Raw genomic sequence first — 24,673 nt, forward strand, 5'->3', positions numbered from 1 at the left:
GAAATTTCTTCGGCCGGGGAAGGTGCGCATGACGCTGTCACAGATGCTGGGTCGGCTGATCGGCGTACGCCGGCGGGTGGTCGACCCCGGCGGCGGTGCCGCCCCCCGCGTGCCGCGCCCGGCCGAGGCCGTGGTGGTCGGCGGCGGGATCGCCGGCATCTCCGCGGCGGTGGTGCTCGCCGAGCGGGGCGTGGCGGTGACCGTGCTGGAGGCCGCGCCGACGCTCGGCGGCCGGCTCGGCGCCTGGCCGGAGGTCCTGACCGACGGCACCCAGCTCGTCGAGCACGGCTTCCACGCGTTCTTCCGGCAGTACTACAACTGGCGGGCGATCCTGCGCCGGGTCGATCCGGGCCTGGACTTCCTCAAGCCGATCCCCGGGTACCCGATCCTGAGCGGGCAGTGGCCGACGGAGGAGTTCGGCAGGCTGCCGCCGGCCCCGCCGCTCAACCTGCTCGCCCTCCTGCTGCGCAGCCCCAGCCTGCGCCTGGCCGACCTGCGCCGGATGGACTCCGACGCCGCGCTGCCGCTGCTCAGCTACCACCCGGAGCGCACCTACGCCGAGTTCGACACCACCACCGCCGACCAGCTCCTGACCTCGCTGAAGCTGCCGGACCGGGCCCGGGCCATGCTCTTCGACGTCTTCTCGCACTCGTTCTTCAACCGCGAGGCGGAGATGTCGGCCGCCGAGATGATCGCCCAGTTCCACTTCTACCTGCTCGGCAACCCGGAGGGGCTGACCTTCGACTGCCCGGACGAGGACTACGCGACGGCGATCTGGCAGCCGCTGACCCGGCACGTCGAGAAGCACGGCGGCCGGGTGGTCACCGAGGCCGCCGCCACCCGGCTGGACCGGGAGCCCGGCGGCTGGCGGGTGCGGACCGCGGACGGGTCGGCGTACCGCGCCGCGCACGTGGTGCTCGCCGTCGACCCGCCCGCGCTGGCCGCCCTGATCGCGGCCTCCCCCGGCCTGCCCGGGGCGGCGCCCCGGCTGGTGGCGCGGATGCCCGCGTTCGGCCGGCCCGGTCCGCCGTACGCGGTGGCGCGGTACTGGATGGACGGGGATGTCCGCGCCGACCGGGCGGTGTTCAGTGGGGTGTCCCGGCAGTCCACCCTGGACTCGGTGACCCTCTACCACCGGCTGGAGAACTCCTCCCGACGGTGGGCCGAGCGGACCGGCGGCTCGGTGGTGGAGTTGCACGCGTACGCCTGCGACGAGGGCGTGCCCGCCGAGGAGCTGGCCGAGCGGATGCGGGTCGAGCTGACCACGCTCTGGCCGGAGGCGGCCGGGCTGCGGGTCCGCGAGCTGCGCGCCCGGGTGGAGGCCCAGGCCCCGGCGTTCACCCCGGGCAGCCACGCCGAACGGCCGGGGGTACGCACCGACGCGAACGGCCTGTACCTGGCCGGCGACGGCATCCGGACGGAGTTCCCGAGCGCGCTGATGGAGCGCGCGGCGGCCACCGGCATCATCGCCGCCAACCACATCCTGCGGGCCGAGGGCGCGGCTGCCGAGCCGGTCCGGTCCGTCCGGCCGCGCGGGCTGCTGGCCCGACGCTGAACGCCCGGCCCCGTCGGCACTCCCCGGCCGGGTCCGCCGACGGTCGGCAACCGGACAGCGTCCCCGGTCGCTCCGGACCGCACCATGATTTCCATGACCGGTCAACGAAAGGTCTTCACGCTGCTCGGCCTGGCCGGCCTCGGGGTCGCGCTGCTGGCCTGGGGAATCGGGGTCAAGAGCACCAATGACCTGGTCGGGCTGGTCGGGGCCTGCATCTCGGCCGCGGTCGGAGTGCTCTCCCTGGTCGAGGCCACCCGTCGGGGCCCGGGCGCGGACGCGTCCCGCACGGGCGACGCGACCGGCCGGACCGGTGGGCCGGCGACCGGCGGCCGGAGCGCCGGACCGGGGTTTCCCGGTGGGCCGGCGACCGACGGCCGGGCGGACGACGCAGAGTCCGGTGGCGAAGGAACCGGCCGGGCGGGCGGACCCGGCGGCCCGGGAGCGCCATCAGGCCCGGCGCGGCGGCGCCCGTACCGTCGGCTGCTGGCCGCCGGGATCGGCGTGCTGCTGCTGGTGGTGGTCGGGACGACGCTCGCGCACGCGGTCTCCGACCGCCGGTCGGCGGCGGACGCGACCAGCCGGGGCACCAGCAGTCCCGGTGCCACCACGCCCGCCGCGCCCACGCCCGCCGCCACGACATCCGCCTCGGTCGACCCGTCGACCACCGGGGAGCCGCACCCCCCGACCAGCGCGGCACCGACGCCGGGGCCGATCGGACCGGACTGGGTGCCGCCGCCCGACGCGCCGAGGTGGACGCTGCGCGGGGAGGACGCCGTCTCCTTCGTCCCCGCCCTCCGACTGGACCGGGGCACCGGCGCCGGGACGCTGATCTTCCAGGCCCGGCTGGAACAGCTCGCCTGGTACCACTGGACCGACGACCCGAAGGATCTCAGCTACGTCGGCTGCCGCAATCCCCGGGCCTCCCGGCCGGACAGCATCAACCTGAACCTGGTCCGGAAGACGCCGGTCACCTACTGCCAGCCCGACCCGGGCGACCCCACCGTCGTCAACTACCTCCAGATCCTGCACAACCGCTTCCGGGCCACGCCGCCCTCGGTGGAGGTGCGGGTCTGGTCGGTCTCCGGCTGAGCCGCCCGGGCGGGCATCGAAATGCGTTGCCGGCCCGCCCGGGCCCGCCCTACCGTGATCGCGCAAGGTCAACCAGCCCGCCGGGAGTCAGTCATGTCGTTGTCGCACGTCACGTGCGCGTTCTCGACGCTGCCGCTCGCTGGTTGCCGAGCTGAAGGTCCCCGGGACGGGTGGCCCGACTGACGCGTGCCCGCACGCGCTCCAGCCGCCCGTCCCCAGCCGGACCGGGCGGCTTTTCGCTGTCCGGACCGGTCCGCCGCCGATCGTGAAGGGAGAGCCCGGTGGACGCCGTCCTCGTCATCAACGCCGACCTCGGCCCGCTGCACCGGGTCACCGTCCAGCACGCGATCCGGATGCTGTGCCGCCGGGTCGCCGAGATCCACGAGGCCGAGCCGGACCAGGTGATCGGGGTCTTCCCGGTCCCCCGGGTGGTCCGCCTCGTCCGGTACGTGGTCACCCGCTGGCGGTTCCACGCCGGGCCGGCCTGGTCCCGCGCCGCCGTGCTGCGGCGCGACCACCGGTGCTGCGCGTACTGCGGCGGCCCGGCCAGCACCATCGACCACATCCTGCCCCGCTCGCGCGGCGGCCGGAACACCTGGAAGAACACGACCGCCGCCTGCTACGCCTGCAACCAGCGCAAGGGCGACCGGACGCCGGCCGAGGCGGGCATGCCGCTGCGGCGCGAGCCGGTGACGCCGAGCTGGGCCGCGTTCGCCGGGCGGTGACCCGCCGGCCGGCGGGCACAGGGGGCCGCGTCGGAGGTACGCCTCCGGCGCGGCGCCCGCCGGTCCCTCCGCCCCGGTCAGTCGGCGGAGACGGCCAGGCCGCGCAGCAGCAGCTCGAGTCCGCCGTCGAACTCCGCGTCCGGTCCCACCCGCCGGGCATCGGCGGCGGTGGCCGACAGATGCGGGAACTCCGCCGGGGACAGCCCCGCCATCGCGTCGGTGCCGCTGCCCGAGAGCGGGCCCAGGTGTTCGAGCTGGATCGCGCCGACGGCGTACGCGAGCAGGGCGCGCAGCGCGACCACCCGGCGGGTGCCGGCGAAGCCCGCCTCCGCGAGGACGCCGAGCACGGTCTCCGTCCAGCGCAGCACGGTCGGCGACCGGTGCCGGTGCACGGGGAGCAGCGGCACCACGGCGGGATGCCCGCCGATCGCGGTCCGCATCCGCCGGACCAGTACGCCCACCCGGTCCTGCCACCTTTCGTCCGGCGGAGCGGCGGTGTCGACCGTGGACAGCACCTCCTCCACGACCAGCGCCGCCAGCTCGTCCCGGTCGGCGACGTAGCGGTAGAGGGCCATCGGGCTGGTGCCCAACTCCTGGGCGACCGCCCGCATGGTGAGCGCGGGAAGCCCGTCGCGGTCGATGACGGCCAGCGCGGCCGAGGCGAGCTGGGCCGGGGTGAGTGAGCGGGGGCGCGGCATGGCCTTGACAGCGTACAACGTAAGCCTAACCCTGTAGGAGTACGTCGTACGCCTACGACAGGGAGGCAACCATGTCCCGTCCGTCCGCCCCCGGTTCGACCGTGTCCCGACGTCGGCTCACCCCGGTGTCCGGGCCGCCGGTCGCCGTCCCCGACGCCGAACGCCTGGTCCACCTCCAGTTCCGCCGGTTCGCCGGCTGCCCGGTCTGCAATCTGCACCTGCGCTCGATCGTCCGACGGCACGCCGAGATCGAGGCGGCCGGGGTACGCGAGGTCGTGGTCTTCCACTCCCCCGCCGACGAACTGCGGGAGCACACCGACGACCTGCCCTTCGCCGTCATCGCCGACCCCGACAAGCGGCTCTACCGAGAGTTCGGCGTCGAGCCGTCGGTGCGCGCACTGCTCAGCCCGCGCGCCTGGCTGCCGATCCTGCGTGCGGTGCTGCGCAGCTCGTGGGCCGTCCTGCGCGGCCGGGAGCGCCCACCGGCGGCCGTCCCGCACGGCGGGCGGTTCGGGCTCCCCGCCGACTTCCTGATCGCCCCGGACGGCTCGGTCCTCGCCAGCCGGCACGGCGAGCACGTCTACGACCAGTGGTCGGTCGACGAACTGCTGAGGCTCGTGACGTCGCCTTCGACCGCGCCGGCCCCGCGGGCCGGCGGCTGACGGACCCCCCACCTGTCCTCGCTGCCGCCCCTGCGGGCCGACGCCGGAGAGGGTTGCCGACGCTACAGACCTGATGTCGTGGACGACTCATGGCTTGGGCAGGAACTCACCGAGGTCGGCGGCGAGGTGGCTCATCTGCTCGCCGGCTTCGAGCCAGGTCGTGATCGACGCCGCCACGGGTCCGACCGCGACACCCGGGGTTGGAGGTCCCAGGTCAGTGCGACGTGGCCTCCGGCATGGAAGACGGCACGGACAGCCAGGTGGTTCGTCCGCCAACGACGTTCCCCGGTCCAGCCCTGATAGTCAGCGGCGAGTTGACCGATGAAATCAGGCAGCCAGGCGTCGTCCCAGACCCAGACCTCCACCCCGGCGAACTCGGCACGCAGACCGTCGGCTCGGGCCTCGACCGAGAAGCCGACGCCGTACTCGTCCGGGAAGTGGCGACCGCGCAGGCGGACGGAGACGCCCGGCTCCGCTTGGCAGCGGATCGTCACGTCGAGATCGTCGGCAGGCGGGCGAAGAGGCGGCACCCAGGGACAGTAGAGCTTCGGGGGTACGCAGGGCAGGCGCATTCCCGGCTCGCCGCCGGCCTGGCGATTCGGCTACGTCGTCAGGTCCGTAGCGTCCGAGAGGTGTCCGCGGCTGCCGGGCCGGCCCGTCGAACCGACGGGACCACGATCAGCGGCGGTCACGGGCGGTCGGACGGCGACCAGGCGAAGTTCGGCGCCCGTCGCTCGCGGTGGGCGGCGACCCCCTCGCGGGCCTCGCCGCTGTCCCGCACCTTCCGGTGCCACCAGGCGATCCGGGCCGGCCCGGCCCGGTCGTCGACGATCTCCTTGGCGGCGGCGACGCTGAGCTGCGAGCGCTGCGCGATGGCGGTGGTGATTGCGGCCACCCGGCCGGCGAGGTCGTCGACCACCTCGTCCACCAGGCCGACCCGCAGCGCGCGCTCGGCGTCGATCAGTTCGGCGGTGAAGAGCAGGAACTTCGCCGTCGCCGGGCCGACCAGCCGGGTCAGCCGGCGGGTGGTCGGGGCCGGGTAGACCAGCCCGAGCCGGGCCGGCGGCACGCCGAAGCGGGCGTCCGGGGCGGCGACCCGCAGGTCGCAGGCCACGGCGAGCTGGCAACCGCCGCCGACGCAGGGCCCCTGCACGGCGGCGACGGTCGGCTTGGCGAAGGCGGCCAGTCGCTCCTCGGCGACGACCGCGATGCTGTGGTCGCCGGCGTCCAGCAACTCGTCCAGGTCGCCCAGGTCGGCGCCGGCGCAGAAGGTGCCGTCCGCGCCGGTGAGCACCAGGGCGCGCACCGCGGGGTCGGCCTCCAGGGCGTCGAGCAGCACCGGCAGCCGCCGCCACATGTCCGGGGTCATGGCGTTGCGCCGGCCCGGGTTCCGGATCGTCACCGTCGCCACCGCGCCGGTCACCTCGACGGTCAGCTCCGCGTCCGACACCGACACCACCCCTTCCCGCCGGCCGGCACGCGCCGACCACGTCCGGCGACCATAACGGCGCGGGCCCGACGACCACCCGCGAGGGGTGGCCGCCGGGCCCGCCGACGGCGAGGTCAGGTCAGGAGACGTTGACCGCGGTGTCGTCGACCACGAAGGACGTCTGGAGCGAGGAGTCCTCGGTGCCGGTGAACTTCAGGGTGACGGTCTGGCCGGCGTACGAGGCCAGCGAGAACGACTTCTGCGAGTACCCGGCGGCCTTGTTCAGGTTCGAGTAGGTCGCCAGGGTCGCCAGCACCGTCCCGGAGGAGTTGAGCACCTGCACCCTGAACGTGTCGTACGCGGTGCCGGTGGTGGTCTCCGCCGAGTCGATGTGCAGCCAGAAGGTGAAGTTGTACGACGTGCACCCGGCCGGCAGGGTCACCGCCTGCGAGAGCGTGTCCGTGTGGGTGCTGCCGTAGCCGTCCAGCCAGGCGTTGCGGGTGCCGGTACGGGCGGGCTGGCCGGTGAACGAGCCGATGACGCCCGAGGTCGACGCCCACGGGGTGGTGCCGGACTCGAAGCCGGGGTTGCCGAGCTTCTGGCCGGCACCGGTGCAGCCGCCACCGGTGCCGTTGACGGTCAGCGTGTAGGTCGCCGTCCGGTTCACCGAACCGGCGCCGGTGACGGTCACCGTGTACGTCCCGGCCGGGGTGCTGGCCGAGGTGGCGATGGTCAGGGTCGACGAGCCGCCCGAGGTGACCGAGGTCGGGTTGAACGTGGCGCTGGCGCCGGTCGGCAGGCCGGACGCGGAGAACGTCACGGTCTGCGCGGTGCCACCGGTGGTGGCGGTGGCGACGGTGGTCGAGACCGAGCCGCCCGCGGTCACCGAGCCGGAGGTCGGGGAGAGCGAGACGGAGAAGTCGTTACCGGTCGACGAGCAGGGCGCGTCGTTGCCGGAGACGGCCACCGCGGTCCACGCCGCCTGGACGGCCTTGTACTCGGTGGAGCAGTTGCCGTACAGGTCGGTCGCCGCGCGGAGGCTGTAGGCCCGGGCGGTGTTCGACGGCGTGGTGGTGTTGACGTACGAGGTGTTGGAGGTGAAGTACACGTCCAGGGCGCGGAACCAGATCTTCTCCGCCTTGGCGCGACCGATGCCGGTCACGGCGGGGGCGGTGCCACAGACCGGCGAGGTGCCGTACGGGGTGGCGCCGGTGCCCTCGGCCAGGTTGAAGAAGAAGTGGTTGGCCGGGCCGGACGAGTAGTGCACGTCCTTGTTCTTGGTGCTGGTGGTCCAGCAGCGGTCGGACGAGCCGTCCAGCGCCGGGTCGTACATGTAGCGCAGCGGCGTGCCGTTGCCGTTGATGTTGATCTTCTCGCCGATCTGGTAGTCACCCGGGTCGGCGGTGGTGTTGGCGTAGAACTCGACCATGGTGCCGAAGATGTCGCTGGTGGCCTCGTTGAGGCCGCCGGACTCGCCGGAGTAGGTCAGGCCGCCCGGCACCACGTTCTCGGTGACGCCGTGGCTCATCTCGTGGCCGGCCACGTCGAGGGCGACCAGCGGGCGGGCGTTGCCGGAGCCGTCGCCGTACGTCATCCGGGAGCCGTCCCAGAAGGCGTTGACGTAGTTGTTGCCGTAGTGCACCCGGCTCGGCACGCCGCGACCGTCGCCGAAGATGCCGTTGCGGCCGTGCACGTTCTTGAAGTAGTCGTACGTCTTGGCCGCGCCGAAGTGGGCATCGACACCGGCGCGCTGGCGGGTGTTCGTGTCACCCCAGCTGTTGTCGTTGTTGGTGAACGTCGTGCAGGTCGACGTGCCCTGGTTCATGTCGCAGGTGGAGCCGTTGCCGTGCGACGGGTCGATCATCTGGTACGTGCTGCCGGAGAGCGTCGTGTCGATGCTGACCGTGCCCGAGTAGATGCTGCTGCCGGTGCCCGCGACCATCTCGATCTCGTCGTACGAGCCGATCACCTTGCCGTTGACGGCGTCGCTGATGACGTGCAGCCGGGACGGGGTCTGGCCGTCGGTGTGCCAGCCGGAGAGCACCGTCTCGTAGGCGAGGCGGCCCGTGCCGGAGCTGGCGTCGACGAAGAGCTCCGGGGCGCCGACGCTCTCCAGCTTGCCGGAGAACGCCTTCCTGGCCGTCACCTTGGCCCTGGCCAGCGTGACCTTCGCGGCGGTGGCGAGGGTGAGCGGCGCGGCGAGGCCGACCGAGGAGCCGGCGTAGCCGCCGGTGGGCGTCGTGTGGATGACGAAGTCGCCACCGTAGACGCGGAGGCCGTGGTAGGTGCGGGTGTAGCGGGTGTGCGACGCCCCGCTGGCGTCCACCTTCGTGCGGACGGCCTGGTACGACTCTCCGCTGGCGCCCTGGACGGCGCCGGGGTTGCTGCGGAGCAGGCTCTCAGCACGAGCTGCGGGTGAGGTGTCCGGGGCGGGGGCGGTGGGGGCCGCCTGCGCTGCGGTGGCGACGCAGGTCAGCATGCCGCTGGTAAGCAGCGCTGCGCTGACGGCGGCGAGGGTTCTTTTCACGTGCCCTCCTGACAAGGAAAGATGTGACGGGGGTAGTCACGCATGTAAATATGGCGATACATCAAAGAAAAGAGAAGGGGGGAAGCGCTTCCGGCGCGCGACACTGGCCGAACGGGGGAGGCGGCCCTGGTGATGGAACCCGGCGGCGACGGTGCACGTCCGAACGGCATGAGATCACCCGTCCTGGCCATTGTCAAGATCATAACTATGATCGGCCTGCTGACCGGCTGCTCAGCAACCGACTCCGGTTCACCTGCGCCGACGTCGGGCACCCCCACCGCCGGAGCCACCACCATCCCCGCGCCGGGCACCCCCACGCCGGGCGGCACCGCCACCGGCACCCCCGCCGCGACCGCGGCCCGGGTGACGCTGACCCGCAGCGGCGGGTTCGCGGGCGGCGCGGAGACGGTGACCGTGGAACCGGACGGCCGATGGACGGCGACCGGTCGCACCGGCGCGACCCGGACCGGTCAGCTCTCCCCCGCCGACCTCGACCGGCTGCGCGCGCTCGCGGGCAGCGCCCCCAGCGGCGGCGGCCCCGCCCGCCCCGACGTGCGCTGCGCGGACACCTACACCTACCGGTTGACCATCGGCGCGAACACCGTCGAGTGGACCGACTGCCCGAGCGGCCCCCAGCCGCCGGCCGCCGCGTCCGCCCTGGCCGACCTCCTGCTCCGGGCCGGTGCCCTGCGCTGATCCCGGGCTACCAGCCGGCCGCCGCCGTCAGCAGCGCCCGCCGCACCGCCTGCACCTCGCGCCGCCCCGCCACCGCCGGCCGGGCGGCCAGGAAGAGCGTGTTGAGCGGCGGCACCGCCGGGCTCGACAGCGGACGCAGCGCGCCGGCGGCCAGCTCATCGCGACACAGGTACGTCGGCAGCACGCTCGCCCCGGCGCCGGCGACCACGGCCGCCAGCACCGCGCGCAGATCGGCCACCACCAGGTTCGGCGTACGGGTGAGGCGGGTGTCGAAGACCGTCCGCCACCAGCGGCGCAGGATCGGCGCCTCCTCCGCGTAGGCGACCAGCGGCACGTCCCGCAGGGCCTGCGGGGTCACCGGGTCGGGCAGCCGCTCGCCCCAGGCGGGCGCGGCGACCAGGGCGAACTCCTCGTCGTAGAGCGGCTCGGCGGCCAGCCCCCGCCGCCGGGGGCGCACGCTGCTCACCGCCAGGTCGAGCCGGCCGGCGGCGACGTCGTCCAGGAGCTGCTCGGGCAGGCCCGCGGAGACCCGCAGCTCCAGGCCCTCGGCGACCAGACCGGCCACCGCCGGCAGCGCCAGCTCCGCGAGGAACTCGGCCGGCCCGCCGAGGAAGACCGTCCGCGGGTACGGCGTGGTCGTGTCGTCGGCGAGCACGGTGTCGAGGCGGTCCAGCGGATCGGCCACCCGGCGGGCCAGCTCGTCGCCGGCCGGGGTGGGCAGCACGCCCCTCGGCACCCGGTCGAAGAGCGGCCGGCCCACCGCCCCCTCCAGCGCGCGGATCTGGGCGGTGACCGTCGGCTGGGCCAGCCCGAGCAGTTCCGCGGCGGCGGTGATCGAACCGGACCGGTGCACGGCCAGGAAGCTGCGGAGCAGGTCGAGCGGCACCTTCACATCAGCAAACCTATCGCTGCTGTGTCGTTCGCCTATTGGTCAGCTATGGATTCGCGCGCCAGCATGGTCGACATGACACGTGCACTCATCGCTCTGACCAGCCACCGCCAGCTCGGCACCACCGGCCGCGAGACCGGCTTCTACGTCGGTGAGGCCGCGGAGCCGTGGGAGGTGTTCCGGGCCGCCGGCTGGGACGTCGACCTGGTCTCGGTGGCCGGCGGCCAGCCGCCGCTGGACGGCCGGGACGAGAACGACCGGACCCAGAACGACTTCCTGGCCACCGCCGGCGTGGAACACACCCCGAAGGCCGCCGACGTCGACCCGACCGGGTACGACGTGATCGTCTTCGCCGGCGGCCACGGCACCATGTGGGACTTCCCGAACGACCCGGACCTGGCGCGCATCGCCGCCACCGTCTACGAGCGCGGCGGGGTCGTCGCGGCGGTCTGCCACGGCCCGTCCGCGCTGGTGAACCTGAAGCTCTCCGACGGCTCCCACCTCGTGGCGGGCAAGCGGGTGGCCGGCTTCACCAACGACGAGGAGAACGCCGTCGGCCTCAGCGACGAGGTTCCCTTCCTGCTGGCCGACAAGCTCACCGAGGCCGGCGCCGTGCACGTACCGGCGCCGAACTTCAGCGAGCACGTCGTCGTCGACGGCCGCCTGGTCACCGGCCAGAACCCGCAGTCCGCCCGGGCCATGGCCGAAGCCGTCGTGAAGACCGTCACCGCCCGCTGACCCACCCGCCCCCTCCCCCCCACCCCTCCGGCGGTGCAGATACAGAGAAAGAGTGGCTGTTCCGCGCGGAACAGCCACTCTTTCTCTGTATCTGCGGCCGTCGACGGCTCGCCGAGGGGTCAGTAGCGGGTCAGGAGGCGGAAGCGTACGGCGACCGCGAGGGTGTCGTCGGTGACGGTGAAGTCGGGGTCGCCGAGCCAGCCCCGGTAGTCCGGGCCGTGCCAGTACGCCTCGTGCCCGGCGCGCCAGGCGGCGACGGAGTCGTACCCCTCGCCCTCGTCCCGAGCGTGGTCCAGGTCGACGTCGCCGAGGCGGACGAGGCGTACCTCGGTCAGCTCGATGACCGCGACCGGGCGGTCGGCGGAGTCGACCACCACCGAGCGGTCGCCGACCACCGGCAGCGGCTCGCCGTCGCGCTCGTGGTCCTGGAACAGACCGGTGGTGGAGGTCTTCGCCCCGGAGAGGACAGCCGCGACGAGCTGGTCCCGCAGCGGCCCCGGGAAGGCGAACTCGGTCTTCGGCAGGTCGGGCGGCGGCGTCGTCATCCGGCGACCGTAGCCGGCACCGCGCCCGGTCACACCCGATAATCGCTGGGCAGTCCGGTGCCACGCAGCTCGGGCGGCAGGTGGGCCACGTCGTTGAAGGCGATCAGGCTGGGCGGCCCGGTCGAGCTGTAGCGGATCACGGTCAGCCCGGCGTTGTGGTGGTTGAGCCCCAGCCAGCGCCGTTCCGGGGCGTCCAGCGCGTGCCGGACCAGCCAGGCGATCAGGAAGTTGTGCGTGATCACCAGCTCGCGGACGTCACCGTCGCACGGGGCGGTGGCGAACCGGGCGACGGCCTCCGCCGCCAGTCGCGGCCCGTCGGCCCGCTCGCGCGCCGAGAAGCCGGCCAGGAAACTCGCGTACGCCATCGGCAGCCCGGCCGGGTCGGTGTCGTGCGGCAGGTGATCGCCGGCCAGCTCGGTCGCGTACACCGGGACCGTCGGCAGTGACCCGGCGACCAGCTCGGCGGTCTCGACGGTCCGGCGCAGCGGGCCGTGGTGGACGGCGCGCAACGGTACGGCCCGCAGTCGCTGACCGAGCAGCGCGGCCTGCCGGCGGCCCCGCTCGGAGAGCCCCACCTCCGGCGACTCGATCTCCGGGCGGTCCTGCTCGCCGTGCCGGGCCAGGTAGAGCAGCCGGGTGGCCATCGTCGCCTCCTCGTGCGGCCGGGAGGCGCGATGCTAACCCGCGCCTCCCGGCCGTCGCCGCCCCGATCACGCTCAGCGAGGCGACCGTCGCAGCGCCGCGGCGAACGTCGCGGTCACCCAGGCCCAGCCGGCGGTCACCGCCAGACCGAAGGCGACCATGGCCACCGGTCCGGGCCGGACCATCAGCGCGCCCCAGGCGAGGGCGAAGAACACCCCGGTCGCGATGCTGGCGACGGCCCGCACCCGGTCGCCCTCGCGGGCGGCCCGGCGGCCGGCGACGACGGTCGCCACGATCAGCGACCCGAAGGCGACCGCCGCCGCGAGGAAGTGCAGCCCGCCGTGCCAGCTGATCTGCCCGGCCCCGCGCGGCGTGCCGGCCGGGAAGCCGTCGGCCGGGTCGGCGCTGAAGACCCCGGCCGCCATCAGGCCGAATCCCCAGAGGGCGAGCAGCCGGGGCAGCCAGGTCGAGCCGGTCACCGGCCGGCGGCGCACCGCGGCGGCGGCGCCGACGCAGAGCGCCCCGGTGGCCAGGAAGGTGACGATCTGGAGCCAACCCAGGTCGCCCGTGCTCAACATGCTGACCGGGTGCCGCCGGAAGTCGAAGCCGTCCCGGGTGAGGCCCTGGGCCAGCGCGGACACGGCGAAGACCGGGCCGGCGAGGATGCCGCCGACCAGCAGGGCCCGGTCCCGGCCGAGGGCGGCCGGTCCGGCGGCGGGCAGGGTGATCGCGTCGGTCACGGCCCCGCTCCCCTCAGGCCCGGGGGAACATCTGCCCGATACGGATACTGTTGCCGAACGGGTCCCGGATGCCGAAGTCGATCCCGTACGGGCGCTCCATCGGCTCGTCGGTGATCTCGACGCCCTTGGCGACCAGGTCCTCGTGCGTCTTGCGGGCGTCGTCGGTGGTCATGAAGAGGGTGCCGGGCAGCGCCCCCTTGGTGAGCAGCTCGCGGACCTGCTCGGCGGTGGCCGGATCGAGTCTCGGGGGGCCCGGCTTCTCCAGCAGGATCTCGCGCTCCGGGTCGCCGGGCAGGTTGACCGTGAGCCAGCGCATGAACCCGAGGTCCTGGTCGGTGTTGACCTCCATGCCGAGCTTGCCGACGTAGAAGTCGAGGGCCTCGTCCTGGTCGAGGACGTAGATCTGGGAGCGGCTGATTGCGTTCATCGTCATGCCCATAACGCTAGAGGTCGGGCCTGACCTGCCGCTTATCCAAAACTGCTCGGTCTGGTCCAGGCCTTGGTGAAGCAGCTCGGCACGCGCGCGGCGACGGCCGACCGGCGCCTGCGGAAGTCGCTCGGCGACTCGCCGACGATCTGCCGGAACGTCCGGCTGAACGTCCCGAGGCTGCTGAAGCCGACCGCGAAGCAGATGTCCGTCACGTCCCGCTCGCTCTCGACCAGCAGCGACATCGCGCGTTCCACCCGCCGCCGTTGCAGGTAGCGGTGCGGGGTCTCGCCGAAGGTGGCGCGGAAGGTCCGGATGAAGTGCGCCTCGGAGACGAGCGCTATCCGGGCCAGCGCCGGGATGTCCAGCGGCTCGGCGTACGCCCGGTCCATCGCGTCCCGGGCGCGCAGCATGGCCCGGTTCGACTCCTCCACCGCACGACTCATCGGCCCCCACCCGTCGTCCCCGCCGTCAGCGCCAGGCTATCGCCGTCGCCTGGCGCCGGCACCGAGGGACAACACAGCGGTATCTATCGATGCAACAATCTAATTGTGAACGAGGTTTCCGAATTCCCCACCGTCCGGTACTTCGCCACGGCGAACCCCGTCGGACCCGGCCAGGACGACGTACCGGCGCTGCTCCGGCGGGTCGCGGACACCATCGAGGAACTCGGGCCGGTGTGGATCCAGGACGTGACCTTCGAGAGCGAGATCAACGAGCACGGTGACTGGTACTCGCTGACCGTCTACTTCCACGAGGAGTCGAACGGCGGCGAGTGAGGCGGCCCCACCCGAGGGGGCCGGCCGCGCCACCGGCGGCGCGGGCGTCAGCAGTCGATCGAGGAGGACCGGACGATGGCGGCCAGCTGGGATCGGGCAGTGATGCCCAGCTTGGGGAACGCCTTGTAGAGGTGGTAGCCGACGGTCCGCGGGCTGAGGAAGAGCTGGGCGCCGATGTCGCGGTTGGAGGCGCCACCGGCCGCCAACCGGACGACTTCCCGTTCCTGAGGAGTGAGGACACTGAGCGGGTCACCGGCCCTGCGGGGCGCGGCCGGCACGTCCCCGGTCGCACGCAGCTCGGCACGGGCCCGCCCGGCCCACAGCTCCGCACCGAGCCGATCGAAGATTTCCAGTGCGCCGCGTAGCTGTGCCCGGGCGTCCGCCCGCCTTCGGGCCCGGCGCAGCCACTCACCGTAGGCGAGCCGCGTCCTCGCCTGTTCATATGGTTGATCGCCGCTCCCGTGGACACGAACCGCCGCCTCGAAGTGCGCTTCATCCTGCTCGACGAGGGCCCGGCAGCGTAGGGCGATCGCGTCCGACGCCGATTGACCGACGTGCCGTGCCCAGGTCAGATAGCGCTCCAGCGGTTCCTTCGCGCGTTCCGGCTGGTCACTGCGGACGGCTGCGTCGACCTGGTCGGCGGCGCAGAGGACTCCGATTCCACTCGGCGGGATCGCTTCCAACTGCCGCAGGGCGGCCTCCGGGTGCCCCAGGCCGAGTTCGAGCCGGCCGAGGGCCCAGCGCCCGATGCTCGCGGCGAGAACCAGCCCCTGGTCGTCGGCTCGCCGGACACCTTCCTCGGCCTTCTCGCGGCACCCCGACACATCCGCCTGATGCGCGAGCACCCAGGCGATGCAGCTGGTGAGGTGGGTGACCCGGTGCTCGTGACCCAGCTCCGTCGCCAGCCGCAGCCCCGCGTCGAGCGTCGCCAGCGCCTCGCCGTACGAGCAGAGCAATCCCTGTGCGAACCCACGGTCCTGCAGCGCGAACGCCAGCCAGCCGATCATGCCGCTCTGCTGGCATTCCGCCACGACCCGTCCGGTGATCTCTTCGCAGAGGGCGACACGGCCCACGGAGAGGCAGACCCCGGCGGTGAAGGTCAACCCGGGTACGCCCAGACCGGCGAGCGCAGGTACGTCGAGCACCTCGCTGATGAGCTTGATCCCGCCGGGGATGTCGCCGCGCAGCAGCCGGGTCAGCCCGATCGCCTCGCTGACCAGCGGCGAACCGGGAAGCGCACGGAGCTTCGCGGCTGCCTGCTCCGCCAGCCGCGGGTCGCCGGCGAACCAGGCACAACGGACGGCCTCCACCAGCAGCCAGTGGGCCTGCTCGGTGGCGTGGGCAGCTACGCGCGGGACGGTGCCCATGATGATTCGGCCCGCCGCCAGCGGGGTGCCCAACTCGAATTCGCGATGGGCGCGTACCTGGGTCAGCGCCAGGATCATCGTGGGATCGTCCACGTCGGGAGTGGCGCTGTCGGCGAGAGCGGCGGCACGGCGCATCAGGCCGGCGTCACTCGCGGCCAGCGCGGCGGCGGCCAGCCGCGCGGACCGGCGTACCGGATCGGCGGTGAGCTCGGCGGCTCGTTCGTAGGCGGCCGCCATCGCGGCGTGGCCGCCACGGGTACGGGCGCGGCCCGCCGCCTCCTCCAACCGTTCCGCGACGTCCTCGTCGGGACCGAGCGCGGCGGCGGCCAGGTGCCAGGTCCGCCGGTCAGCGGCATCCGGCGCGGTCGAGCTGGTCAGCGCGTCGGCAAGGGCGCGATGGACGGCGAGGCGTCGGCTGACGGACGCACCGTGATAGGCGGCAGCCCTGATCAGGGGATGACGGAAACTGACGGTCGACCCGCTGATCTCGATCAGCCGGCTCCGCTCGGCCGCTTCGAGACCGTGGAGGGACGCGCCGGCCGCGACCAGCGTCGCAAGCTCACCGGAGCCGCCCGCCGCCGCGATCAGCAGCGCGGTGCGCGCGTGCTCGGGAAGCTCCGCCATCTGCGCGTGGAACGCCGCCTGGACGCGGTCGGCCACCGGCATCGCACCCACCGGCGACAGTCGTCCCGCCCGCTGTTCGGGGCTGAGCGCGGCGGGCAGCTCGATGAGCGCCAGCGGATTGCCGTCCGACTCCTGGATGAGGCGCTCCCGCACCTGGGGCGGAAGGTCGGCCGGGAGCAGGGCGGCGGCCGCGCTGCTCTCCAGGCCGCCCAGCCAAAGCTCGTCAAGCCCCGGGGCAAGGAAATCCGGGCGAGCGGCGAAGATCATGGCGACGCCGTCCGCCTCGAGTCGACGGGCGGCGAAGACAAGGGCGTCGGTGGACGCCTGGTCGAACCACTGCGCGTCGTCGATGAGACAGAGCAGCGCGCCCTCCCCGGCCAGCTCGGACAGGATGCTCAGCGTGGCCAGTCCGACCAGGAACCGGCTGTCCGGCGGGGCGTCGCCCAATCCCAGTGCACCGCGGAGCGCGGCGGCCTGCGGGTCGGGCAGCGCGTGGATCCGGTCGAGCCCGGTGCGCAGGAGCAGGTGGAGTGCGGCGAACGGCAGTGCCGCCTCGGACTCGATACCGACACCGCGCAACACCCGCATCCCGGCTGCCCGCCCGGCGGCGTACTCGAGGAGCGCCGACTTGCCGATTCCCGCCGGACCGCGCATCACCAGCGTGCCGCTGCGGCCATTGCGGGCGCCTGCCAACAGCCGTTCGATCTGCGCCTGTTCCCTGGCCCGCCCGTGCAGCACGCCTGGCAACCTACCGTCACGACGACTGATTCGAAGATCCGCCGACCTCCGTAGCTTCGTGATCACACGCACGTCAGTACCACGAAGGGATCTCCGAGATGGTTACCGCCGCCAGCACCGTCCAGGCCGCCGACGACGCCAAGCTGCTCCGCTTCGCCCTCAAGCAGGACGCGATCGGCTCGGGCGCCAACGGAGTCGTCTACCTCGCCGCCGCGGCGATCTTCGGCGAGATGTTCGGCCTTCCCGCCGCGTTCCTCTACCCGATCGGTACGTTTCTGGTCGCTTTCGCGGCCGCTCTGCTCTTCCTCGCGGCGAAGCCGAGGGTGAGCAGGCCCGCCGTGGGTGTCGTGATCGCTGTCAACACCGCCTGGGTGGTCGCGAGCGTGGAGCTGGTCATCGCCGGGTGGTTCCCGCTGACCGGCCTCGGCACCGCGCTGGTGATCGCACAGGCGGTGGTGGTCGCCGGCTTCACCACCCTGCAGCTCGCCGGCCTTCGCAAGACGATGTGAGTCCGCTGCGCCGGCCGGTGTCCGTTCGCGACGGGCGGGCACCGGTGCGCGGCGTGACGCTGTCCACTGCAGTCGACGATCAGGTACCGCAGTTGTCGCAGGACGGCGTACGGGCTCAGTTCGGCCGGCGGCGGCTGGGACGCCGGTGGCCAGCGCACTGAGCGACTGACGCAGGCCAATAGGTCGATGTGAACGATCTCCCTGAGCGTCAGGATCGTCACACCGGGCTTTCACCCACCACCTGACGGGGGACTGAGATGACTGACGAACAGGACGCCAGAACAGTGGACCGCCGCGGGCTGCTGCGCCGTGCCGGGACCGTGGCGGCGGGGATCGCCGGTACCGGCGTGGCGGCGGCCGCCGCCGGCCCGGCCCAGGCCGCTCCCGGTGAAGCCGTGCTGCAGGGCGCCGACAACAACGCCGGCCCGGCCACCACCATCCTGACCAGCGCCTCGGACAACGCCACTCTGCTGCTGGCGAACACCGCGACCGCCACCGCTCTCGACGGTCGCGTACTGGCCGCGCCGGCGTTGCAGCTCCAGCCGATCGGCGACGGCATCCACGACGAGGCGGCGCCCGGCTCGCTGAGCATGGACAGAAGGGGCACCATCTGGGCGACCACCGCCCAGATCGACGATTTCACCGTCTCCGACTACCTCCACAGCAGCGGCAACTCCAACACGATCGTTCCGATCACGCCCCAGCGGGTCATCGACACCCGGTACTCGGCGTCGCGGAGCCGGATCCTCAACCGGTCGGGCAACCTCGACAGCAGCGGCCGGGTCCTCGGTGGCAGGACCATCCAGATCAGCCTGGCGCACTTCGTCTTCTTCGGTGACGGGCTGTTCGGCAACCTCACCGTCACCGATCCGGTCGGCGCCGGCTTCCTGACGGTCTACCCGACGGGCAACCCGCGACCGGCCACCTCGACGATCAACTTCGGGTACCGCCAGACCCTGTCGAACGCGTACATGTCGGGGATCGGCTGGACCGAGACCGTCCCCGACGTCATTTCGATCTACGCGCTCAAGACCACCCACGTGATCCTCGACGTGGTGTCCTTCGTGATCGGCATCGGTGCCGTCAATCCGGCCTTCCTGCCAGGGGCCACCGCCGGCCTCACGACCGAGTCGCTGGCCGCGCCTAGGGCGAAGCGGGCCCTCGCGGCCAGCAGGGGCAAGCCCAGCTGGAAGTAGAGACGCACGAGGGCCGGGTCCGTGCGGACCCGGCCTGCGGCGGCTGGCTGCTGTCGGCGTTGCTGTCAACCGAACGGCTCTCCACAGCGTCCGCCGGCGAGTGCCTGGTGGCGTTGGAGCCCCCGGCCGGGATCGAACCGGCGACATCTCGCTTACAAGGCGAGTGCTCTGGCCAGCTGAGCTACAGGGGCGCGTGTGTCGACGTCAGCATAGCGACTGGTGTCCGGAAATCCCGCTCGGCAGGTGTCCCGAGCACGGAAAACGTCAATTTCCCGACCCCTGAGGCCGACGGATCGCCGTGGCCCGCGCGGCCGCCCGTGTCGATTGATGCCCCGGCGTGCCCGACTGACCGGAATGCGTATGCGGTCGGTCCCACCCGTTGTCCCCCGTCTTGGCAGGGTCGGGAAAGCCGTTTACCGTGCAGTGACACGGACGACACCCCCGATCGGCTCCGGCCGCCCCAGGGACGTCGCCCGAGGACCGGCACCGAGGGTGCCGGTGGCTCCTTCACTCGGATCGTCCGGCACGTTCCTGCCGGTGAAAGGAAGCGCACCACCATGGCTACGGTCACCTACGCGAAGGCGTCCCGGATCTACCCGGGCACCGAACGCCCCGCGGTCAACCAGCTCGACCTGCAGATCGGCGACGGGGAGTTCCTCGTCCTGGTCGGCCCGTCGGGTTGCGGTAAGTCCACCAGCCTGCGGATGCTCGCCGGCCTCGAGGACGTCGACGACGGCGCGATCTACATCGACGACCGGGACGTCACCCACCTGCCGCCGAAGGCCCGCGACATCGCGATGGTCTTCCAGAACTACGCCCTCTACCCGCACATGTCGGTGTACGAGAACATGGCGTTCGCGCTGAAGCTGCGCAAGACCTCCAAGGACGAGATCGACCGGCGGGTCAAGGAGGCGGCGGGGCTGCTCCAGCTGGAGGAGTTCCTCAACCGCAAGCCGAAGGCGCTCTCCGGTGGCCAGCGCCAGCGGGTGGCCATGGGCCGCGCGATCGTCCGCGAGCCGCAGGTCTTCCTCATGGACGAGCCGCTGTCGAACCTCGACGCCAAGCTCCGGGTGCAGACCCGTACCCAGATCGCGTCGCTGCAGGCCAAGCTCGGCATCACCACCGTCTACGTCACGCACGACCAGGTCGAGGCGATGACGATGGGCCACCGGGTGGCGGTCATGCTCGACGGCGTGCTCCAGCAGGTGGACACCCCCCGTGCGCTCTACGACACCCCGGCCAACGTCTTCGTCGCCGGCTTCATGGGCTCCCCCGCCATGAACATCAAGACGGTGCCGCTGAACGAGCAGGGCGCCGCCTTCGCCGACCTGCACATCCCGCTCACCCGGGAGCAGATCGCCGCGGCCAAGGAGGAGGGTGGCAACGGCAAGGTGACCGTCGGCTTCCGCCCGGAGGACTGCGACCTGGTCAGCCCGACCGAGGGCGGCATGCCGGTCGTGGTCGAGCTGGTCGAGGACCTCGGCTCGGACGCCAACGTCTACGGACACGCCGCGCTCGAGGGCGCGAACGAGCGGTTCGTGGTCCGCACCGACCGGCGCACCATGCCGAACATGGGTGACACCGTGTTCGTCAAGCCGCGCGCCGGCCGCAGCCACGTCTTCCACGCCGTCACCGGCCAGCGGATCTGACGTACCGGCTGCGCTGACGTACGCGAAAGGGGCGGTCCGCTGTCGGCGGGCCGCCCCTTTTCGTCTGCGGGTGCGTGGGTCGGTCAGACCTCGGCGGCGCGGCGGCGGGCCACCTCGGCGAGGGTGACCGCGGCGGCGACGCTGGCGTTCAGCGACTCCACGTCGGAGATCATCGGGATGCTGACGGTCAGGTCGCAGGTCTCGCCGACCAGCCGGGACAGCCCGCGCCCCTCCGAGCCGACCACCACGACCAGCGGGCCGACGGCGGCTTCCAGGTCGTACAGGTCGGTTTCGCCGTCGGCGTCCAGGCCGACCACCATGAAGCCGGCGTCCTGGCAGGCCTTCAGCGCCCGGGTCAGGTTGGTGACCTGGGCGACCGGCACCCGCGCGGCCGCGCCGGCGCTGGTCCGCCAGGCGGTCGCGGTGATCCCGGCGGCCCGCCGCTCGGGTACGAAGACGCCCTGCGCGCCGAACGCGGCGGCGGACCGGATCACCGCGCCCAGGTTGCGCGGGTCGGTGACCCCGTCCAGCGCCACCAGCAGCGGGGCGGTGTGCTCCACCGACGCGGCGATCATGTCCTCGAAGGGCTCGTAGGCGAACGGCGGCACCTGGAGGCCGATGCCCTGGTGCAGCACCCCGCCGGTCATCCGGTCCAGCTCGGCGCGGCTGATCTCCAGGATGGCGATGCCCCGGTCGGCGGCGGTGCGGATGATCTCGTTGACCCGGTCGTCGACGTCGATGCCCTGCGCGGTGTAGAGCGCGGTCGCCGGCACCTGCGCGCGCAGCGACTCCAGCACCGGGTTGCGGCCGACCAGCAGCTCCGGGGTGTCCTTCGCCGGGTTGGACTTGCGGCCCGGCGCGACCCGGGGGCCGGAACGACCGGTGGGCTTACCGCCCCGGCCGCCCGTGCCACGGGCCGCCGGAGCACCCCGGCCACCGCCGCGACCCCAGGTGGTGTCCTTGCTGCCCGGCTGACCGATCTTGGGGGCGCGCCCCTCCTCGGCCGCCGCCCGGCGCTCCTTCTCCTGCTTCCAGGCGGTGCGCTGCGGCAGCTTCTCGGTGCCCGAGTACGCCTTGTGCCAGGGCCGCTCGTCGGCGGGCAGGGTCCTGCCCCGGCCTGCGAGGGCGTCCTTGCCCTTGCCGCCGGTGCCCTTGGGGGCGCCCGCCTTCGGCGTCAGTCGCCGGCCACGGCGCTGTGAGTTGCCGGCCATCAGTCCTGCTCTCCAATAGTCCAACGGGGGCCCTGCGGGGTGTCCTCGACCACCACGCCGGCCTGCTTGAGCTGGTCGCGTACGGCGTCAGCGGCGGCCCAGTCCTTGCGGCCGCGGGCCTGCGCACGCTGCTCCAGGGCCAGCGCGACCAGGGAGTCGACCACGCCGCGCAGGTCGTCGGCGCGGTCGCCGCCGGTCCACGCCGGATCCAGCGGGTCAACTCCCAGGATATCCAGCATGGCGCGCGCGGAGGCCAGGGTCGTGCGGACGGTCACATCGTCGCCGGCGGTCAGCGCGGTGTTGCCGTCCCGGACCACCTCGTGCAGCACCGCGAGGGCGGCGGAGGTGTTCAGGTCGTCGTCCATCGCCGCGACGAAGCCGGTCGGCAGCTCGCCGAGCTGCCCGCCGCCGACCCGCTCGGCGGCCCGCTGGACGAAGCCCTCGATCCGCCGGTACGCCACCGCGGCCTCGCGCAGCGCGTCCTCCGAGTAGTCGATCCGGGAGCGGTAGTGCGCGGCGGCGTAGTAGTAGCGCAGCTCCACCGGTCGCACCCCGAGCGAGTCGACGTACGTCAGGTCGAGGGCGTTGCCGAGCGACTTGCCCATCTTGGCGCCGCCGATGCTGAGCAGGCCGTGGTGCACCCAGTACCGGGCGAAGGGCAGTCCGGCGGCCTGGGACTGGGCGATCTCGTTCTCGTGGTGCGGGAAGGTCAGGTCCAACCCGCCGCCGTGGATGTCGAACTCGGCACCCAGGTAGCGCCAGCACATCGCCGAGCACTCGATGTGCCAGCCGGGACGGCCCCGGCCCCACGGCGACGGCCAGTAGGCGTCGGCCGGCTCGTCCGGCTTGGCACCCTTCCAGAGCGCGAAGTCGCGCGGGTCGCGCTTGCCGCGCTCGGGGGCGTCCCCGGCGGACTGCATGTCGTCGGGCGACTGCCCGGACAGCGACCCGTACGCCGGCCAGGAGGCCACGTCGAAGTAGACGTCGCCGGAGCCGTCGGTGGCCGGGTAGGCGTGCCCGGTCTCGATCAGCTCGGCGATCAGCTGGTGCATCTCCGGGATGTGCCCGGTGGCACGCGGCTCGTAGGTCGGCGGCAGCACGTTCAGCGCCCGGTACGACTCGGCCAGGATCTGCTCGTTGGCGTACGCGATGGACCAGAACGGGCGGCCCTGCTCCATCGCCTTGACCAGGATCTTGTCGTCGATGTCGGTCAGGTTCCGGATGAAGTTGACCTCGTAGCCGGAGGTGAGCAGCCAGCGGCGCAGCACGTCGTAGTTGACGCCGGAGCGAAGGTGGCCGATGTGCGGCGGGGCCTGGAGGGTGAGACCACACAGGTAGACCCCCACCTTGCCGGCTTCCCGCGGGACGAAGTCCCGCACCGATCGGGTGGCGGTGTCATACAGGCGTAGCGTCACCGTACAAGGGTAGCCGTCCACGCATTCCGGGGTCGCCCGGAGCCGGGTCGTACGCTGCGTGCTGTGGAGACGACGGCGAGGTCCGGCGAGCCCGGGGACGCGGCGGTCCGGCCCGGGGAGACGGCGCAGACCCTGGACCGCGGCCTGCGGCTGCTGCACCTGGTGGCCGACGCTCCCGCCGGGCTGACCGTGACCGAGGCGGCGAACCGGTTGGGCATCGGCCGGGCAGCCGTCTACCGGCTGGTCGGGGCGCTGACCGGGCACGGGATGCTGCGCCGGGACGGCGACGGCCGGCTGCGCCTCGGCGCCGGCGTGCTGCACCTGGCCCGGCGGGCCCAGCCCCTGCTCGCCGAGGGAGCACTGCCGGCGCTGCGCCGGCTGGCTGAGCAGGCCGGTGCGACGGCGCATCTCACCGTCGTCGAGGGCGGCGAGGGGGTGGCGCTGGCGGTGGTCGAGCCAAGCTGGACGTCGTTGCACGTGGCGTACCGGACGGGCGCCCGGCACCCGCTGGAGCGCGGGGCGGCCGGCCTGGCCATCCTCGCCGGCCGGTCGGGAGTGGCCGACCCGGTGAGCACCATCGGGGAACTCCAACCCGGGGCGTACGGGGTGGCGGCGCCGGTGCTGGGGGTGCCGGGTCTGGAGGCGAGCGTCGGAGTGGTGGCGCTGGCCCCACTGGACGCCGACACCGTCGGCGCGCAGGTGCTCGCCGCCGCCCAGTCGATCGCCGCCGCCCTCTCCTGACCCTCGACCCTCGACCCCGGCAGGATCGACTCCATTCCGCCGAGACGGCGGTGTCGGACGGGACGCGTCCCCGCCATACCGGCGAAACGGAGTCGATCTCGGCCGCAGCGGCCGGTGACCGGGGGACGTCTACCACAGGCTCCATCGCCAGGTCCAACAGGGACAGTCCCGGCACCAGCTGCGCGACGCCTCCTGGATCCCGGTCCGCCATGACGTCTACGCCGACGCCCGCCTGGACCGGGACCACGCGCTGGCCTGCCAGGCGGCCGTGCTCCGTCTGCCGCCCGAGGCGGTGATCGCCGGCCCGTCCGCGGCCTTCCTGCACGGCGTCGTCCATGCCGCCGGATTCGGCGACGTCGTGCACGTCGGGTGCCCCGAACCGTCCGCCTCGACTCCGTAGGGGGCATCCGGGTGCACACCAGCGACGCGGTGATCCCCTCCGGGCAGTCCGGCGTGGACGGCGCGGCACGGACCGCTGCAGCCCTCCCCCGGTCGGACCCGGCGCAGGCCGCCTGGGAGACGGCCGCCTGGCTGGAGCCCGTCCGAGCGGTCGGGATCGTCGACGCTCTGCTCGGTATGGGCCTGACATCCCGGGACGCCCTCGCCGAGACTGCCAGCCGGCAGGCCCACCGCCCGGGCGGTCGACGGGCCCGCCGGGTGTTCGACCTGGCCGACCCGGGAGCGCAGCCGCCACCGGAGTCCCACCTGCGGGTCCGCCTGGTCCTCGGCGGCCTGCCCCGGCCGGTCACCCGGTATCCGGTCCGGTTGCCGTCCGGCCTGGTCCTGCATCCCGACCTGACCTGGCCGGAGTTCCGGGTGGCGGTGGAGTACGACGGCCAGTGGCACGCCGACTCCGACCAGCTGCACCGCGATCGACGACGACTCAACCAGTTGGTGGCCGCCGGCTGGCTCGTGCTGCACGTGACGAGCCGCCGCTTCCGCAACGACTTCCCGGCGCTCCTCGGTGAGATCCGGACTGCCCTCGCCGCCCGGGGCTGGCGGCGGTGACCGCGTCACGGTGTGCGGCGTGTCGCGCCTTCCACTCGTCCCGGACACGGGCCCGCCGCAACGGGGCCGGCGGT

24 protein-coding genes, 1 tRNA gene and 1 pseudogene are annotated in these 24,673 nt (G+C 73.0%); 12 read left to right on the top strand and 14 right to left on the bottom strand.

What is annotated here, in order from left to right; genetic code table 11:
• Positions 1 to 28: 28 nt before the first annotated feature.
• From V6U89_RS11050 to V6U89_RS11060, 3 genes are all read left to right on the top strand, one after another.
• Complete coding sequence (locus tag V6U89_RS11050) at positions 29 to 1,555, top strand: FAD-dependent oxidoreductase (RefSeq protein WP_334570768.1); 1,527 nt, start codon at positions 29 to 31, stop codon at positions 1,553 to 1,555.
• 93 nt (positions 1,556 to 1,648) lie between these two features.
• Positions 1,649 to 2,644 carry a hypothetical protein gene (locus V6U89_RS11055; protein ID WP_334570769.1) on the top strand — a complete coding sequence of 332 codons (996 nt, stop codon included), beginning with the start codon at positions 1,649 to 1,651 and terminating at the stop codon, positions 2,642 to 2,644.
• A gap of 281 nt (positions 2,645 to 2,925) precedes the next feature.
• On the top strand, positions 2,926 to 3,369 hold the full coding sequence (locus V6U89_RS11060; protein WP_334570770.1) for an HNH endonuclease: 444 nt from the start codon (positions 2,926 to 2,928) through the stop codon (positions 3,367 to 3,369).
• Between the two features lie 77 nt (positions 3,370 to 3,446).
• Here the strand turns inward: V6U89_RS11060 and V6U89_RS11065 are convergent, their stop codons facing one another.
• Complete coding sequence (locus tag V6U89_RS11065; protein WP_334570771.1) at positions 3,447 to 4,067, bottom strand: TetR/AcrR family transcriptional regulator; 621 nt, start codon at positions 4,065 to 4,067, stop codon at positions 3,447 to 3,449.
• 71 nt (positions 4,068 to 4,138) lie between these two features.
• Between V6U89_RS11065 and V6U89_RS11070 the strand changes: the two genes are divergently transcribed.
• Positions 4,139 to 4,729: a peroxiredoxin-like family protein gene (locus V6U89_RS11070; RefSeq protein ID WP_334570773.1), complete on the top strand. Its 591-nt coding sequence runs from the start codon at positions 4,139 to 4,141 to the stop codon at positions 4,727 to 4,729.
• 87 nt (positions 4,730 to 4,816) lie between these two features.
• Here V6U89_RS11070 and V6U89_RS11075 read toward each other — a convergent pair.
• From V6U89_RS11075 to V6U89_RS11085, 3 genes and pseudogenes are all read right to left on the bottom strand, one after another.
• A pseudogene (locus V6U89_RS11075) lies at positions 4,817 to 5,301 on the bottom strand (DUF6228 family protein).
• Positions 5,302 to 5,417: 116 nt separating this feature from the next.
• The gene (locus tag V6U89_RS11080; RefSeq protein ID WP_334570774.1) at positions 5,418 to 6,185 is read right to left on the bottom strand and encodes an enoyl-CoA hydratase/isomerase family protein; all 768 of its coding nucleotides are present in this window, start codon (positions 6,183 to 6,185) and stop codon (positions 5,418 to 5,420) included.
• A 112-nt stretch (positions 6,186 to 6,297) separates the two neighbouring features.
• Positions 6,298 to 8,685, bottom strand: a complete 2,388-nt coding sequence (locus tag V6U89_RS11085; RefSeq protein ID WP_334570775.1) for a M4 family metallopeptidase — start codon at positions 8,683 to 8,685, stop codon at positions 6,298 to 6,300.
• A gap of 207 nt (positions 8,686 to 8,892) precedes the next feature.
• Between V6U89_RS11085 and V6U89_RS11090 the strand changes: the two genes are divergently transcribed.
• Positions 8,893 to 9,381 carry a hypothetical protein gene (locus V6U89_RS11090; protein ID WP_334570776.1) on the top strand — a complete coding sequence of 163 codons (489 nt, stop codon included), beginning with the start codon at positions 8,893 to 8,895 and terminating at the stop codon, positions 9,379 to 9,381.
• Positions 9,382 to 9,388: 7 nt separating this feature from the next.
• On the opposite strand, the gene V6U89_RS11095 is transcribed toward V6U89_RS11090, so the two are convergent.
• On the bottom strand, positions 9,389 to 10,273 hold the full coding sequence (locus V6U89_RS11095) for a LysR family transcriptional regulator (protein WP_334570777.1): 885 nt from the start codon (positions 10,271 to 10,273) through the stop codon (positions 9,389 to 9,391).
• A gap of 72 nt (positions 10,274 to 10,345) precedes the next feature.
• On the opposite strand from V6U89_RS11095, the gene V6U89_RS11100 reads away from it, so the two are divergent.
• Positions 10,346 to 11,008, top strand: a complete 663-nt coding sequence (locus V6U89_RS11100) for a type 1 glutamine amidotransferase domain-containing protein (RefSeq protein ID WP_334570778.1) — start codon at positions 10,346 to 10,348, stop codon at positions 11,006 to 11,008.
• A 119-nt stretch (positions 11,009 to 11,127) separates the two neighbouring features.
• Here V6U89_RS11100 and V6U89_RS11105 read toward each other — a convergent pair whose 3' ends face one another.
• From V6U89_RS11105 to V6U89_RS11125, 5 genes are all read right to left on the bottom strand, one after another.
• Positions 11,128 to 11,553 (bottom strand): ASCH domain-containing protein, encoded by a 426-nt coding sequence (locus V6U89_RS11105; RefSeq protein ID WP_334570779.1) that lies wholly within the window; start codon positions 11,551 to 11,553, stop codon positions 11,128 to 11,130.
• Between the two features lie 29 nt (positions 11,554 to 11,582).
• Entirely contained in the window at positions 11,583 to 12,197 is a 615-nt protein-coding gene (locus tag V6U89_RS11110; RefSeq protein ID WP_334570780.1) for a histidine phosphatase family protein, read from the bottom strand.
• A 72-nt stretch (positions 12,198 to 12,269) separates the two neighbouring features.
• Entirely contained in the window at positions 12,270 to 12,935 is a 666-nt protein-coding gene (locus tag V6U89_RS11115) for a DUF998 domain-containing protein (protein WP_334570781.1), read from the bottom strand.
• A 13-nt stretch (positions 12,936 to 12,948) separates the two neighbouring features.
• On the bottom strand, positions 12,949 to 13,368 hold the full coding sequence (locus V6U89_RS11120; protein ID WP_280839969.1) for a VOC family protein: 420 nt from the start codon (positions 13,366 to 13,368) through the stop codon (positions 12,949 to 12,951).
• A gap of 35 nt (positions 13,369 to 13,403) precedes the next feature.
• On the bottom strand, positions 13,404 to 13,808 hold the full coding sequence (locus V6U89_RS11125; RefSeq protein WP_334570782.1) for a helix-turn-helix transcriptional regulator: 405 nt from the start codon (positions 13,806 to 13,808) through the stop codon (positions 13,404 to 13,406).
• 105 nt (positions 13,809 to 13,913) lie between these two features.
• On the opposite strand from V6U89_RS11125, the gene V6U89_RS11130 reads away from it, so the two are divergent.
• Complete coding sequence (locus V6U89_RS11130) at positions 13,914 to 14,141, top strand: hypothetical protein (RefSeq protein ID WP_334570783.1); 228 nt, start codon at positions 13,914 to 13,916, stop codon at positions 14,139 to 14,141.
• A 47-nt stretch (positions 14,142 to 14,188) separates the two neighbouring features.
• On the opposite strand, the gene V6U89_RS11135 is transcribed toward V6U89_RS11130, so the two are convergent.
• Positions 14,189 to 16,870: a helix-turn-helix transcriptional regulator gene (locus tag V6U89_RS11135; protein WP_334570784.1), complete on the bottom strand. Its 2,682-nt coding sequence runs from the start codon at positions 16,868 to 16,870 to the stop codon at positions 14,189 to 14,191.
• Positions 16,871 to 16,968: 98 nt separating this feature from the next.
• Between V6U89_RS11135 and V6U89_RS11140 the strand changes: the two genes are divergently transcribed.
• Both V6U89_RS11140 and V6U89_RS11145 read left to right on the top strand, forming a co-directional pair.
• Positions 16,969 to 17,379, top strand: coding sequence for a hypothetical protein (locus V6U89_RS11140; RefSeq protein WP_334570785.1), 411 nt, complete (start codon positions 16,969 to 16,971; stop codon positions 17,377 to 17,379).
• Between the two features lie 257 nt (positions 17,380 to 17,636).
• Positions 17,637 to 18,575, top strand: a complete 939-nt coding sequence (locus tag V6U89_RS11145) for a hypothetical protein (RefSeq protein ID WP_334570786.1) — start codon at positions 17,637 to 17,639, stop codon at positions 18,573 to 18,575.
• A gap of 114 nt (positions 18,576 to 18,689) precedes the next feature.
• Here the strand turns inward: V6U89_RS11145 and V6U89_RS11150 are convergent.
• A tRNA-Thr gene (locus V6U89_RS11150) sits at positions 18,690 to 18,766 on the bottom strand.
• A 366-nt stretch (positions 18,767 to 19,132) separates the two neighbouring features.
• On the opposite strand from V6U89_RS11150, the gene V6U89_RS11155 reads away from it, so the two are divergent.
• Positions 19,133 to 20,224, top strand: a complete 1,092-nt coding sequence (locus V6U89_RS11155; protein ID WP_334570787.1) for an ABC transporter ATP-binding protein — start codon at positions 19,133 to 19,135, stop codon at positions 20,222 to 20,224.
• Between the two features lie 83 nt (positions 20,225 to 20,307).
• Here V6U89_RS11155 and rlmB read toward each other — a convergent pair whose 3' ends face one another.
• Positions 20,308 to 21,435, bottom strand: a complete 1,128-nt coding sequence (rlmB, locus tag V6U89_RS11160) for a 23S rRNA (guanosine(2251)-2'-O)-methyltransferase RlmB (protein WP_334570788.1) — start codon at positions 21,433 to 21,435, stop codon at positions 20,308 to 20,310.
• Positions 21,435 to 22,850, bottom strand: coding sequence for a cysteine--tRNA ligase (gene cysS / locus V6U89_RS11165; protein WP_334570790.1), 1,416 nt, complete (start codon positions 22,848 to 22,850; stop codon positions 21,435 to 21,437). Before cysS ends, rlmB begins: the two co-directional genes overlap by 1 nt.
• Before the next feature lie 63 nt (positions 22,851 to 22,913).
• On the opposite strand from cysS, the gene V6U89_RS11170 reads away from it, so the two are divergent.
• Both V6U89_RS11170 and V6U89_RS11175 read left to right on the top strand, forming a co-directional pair.
• Positions 22,914 to 23,591, top strand: a complete 678-nt coding sequence (locus tag V6U89_RS11170) for an IclR family transcriptional regulator (RefSeq protein WP_334570791.1) — start codon at positions 22,914 to 22,916, stop codon at positions 23,589 to 23,591.
• 369 nt (positions 23,592 to 23,960) lie between these two features.
• Positions 23,961 to 24,599, top strand: a complete 639-nt coding sequence (locus V6U89_RS11175; protein WP_334570792.1) for an endonuclease domain-containing protein — start codon at positions 23,961 to 23,963, stop codon at positions 24,597 to 24,599.
• Positions 24,600 to 24,673: the final 74 nt, after the last annotated feature.

This window comes from Micromonospora sp. CPCC 206171 (genome assembly GCF_036906755.1).
GTDB classification, from domain to species: Bacteria; Actinomycetota; Actinomycetes; order Mycobacteriales; family Micromonosporaceae; genus Micromonospora; species Micromonospora purpureochromogenes.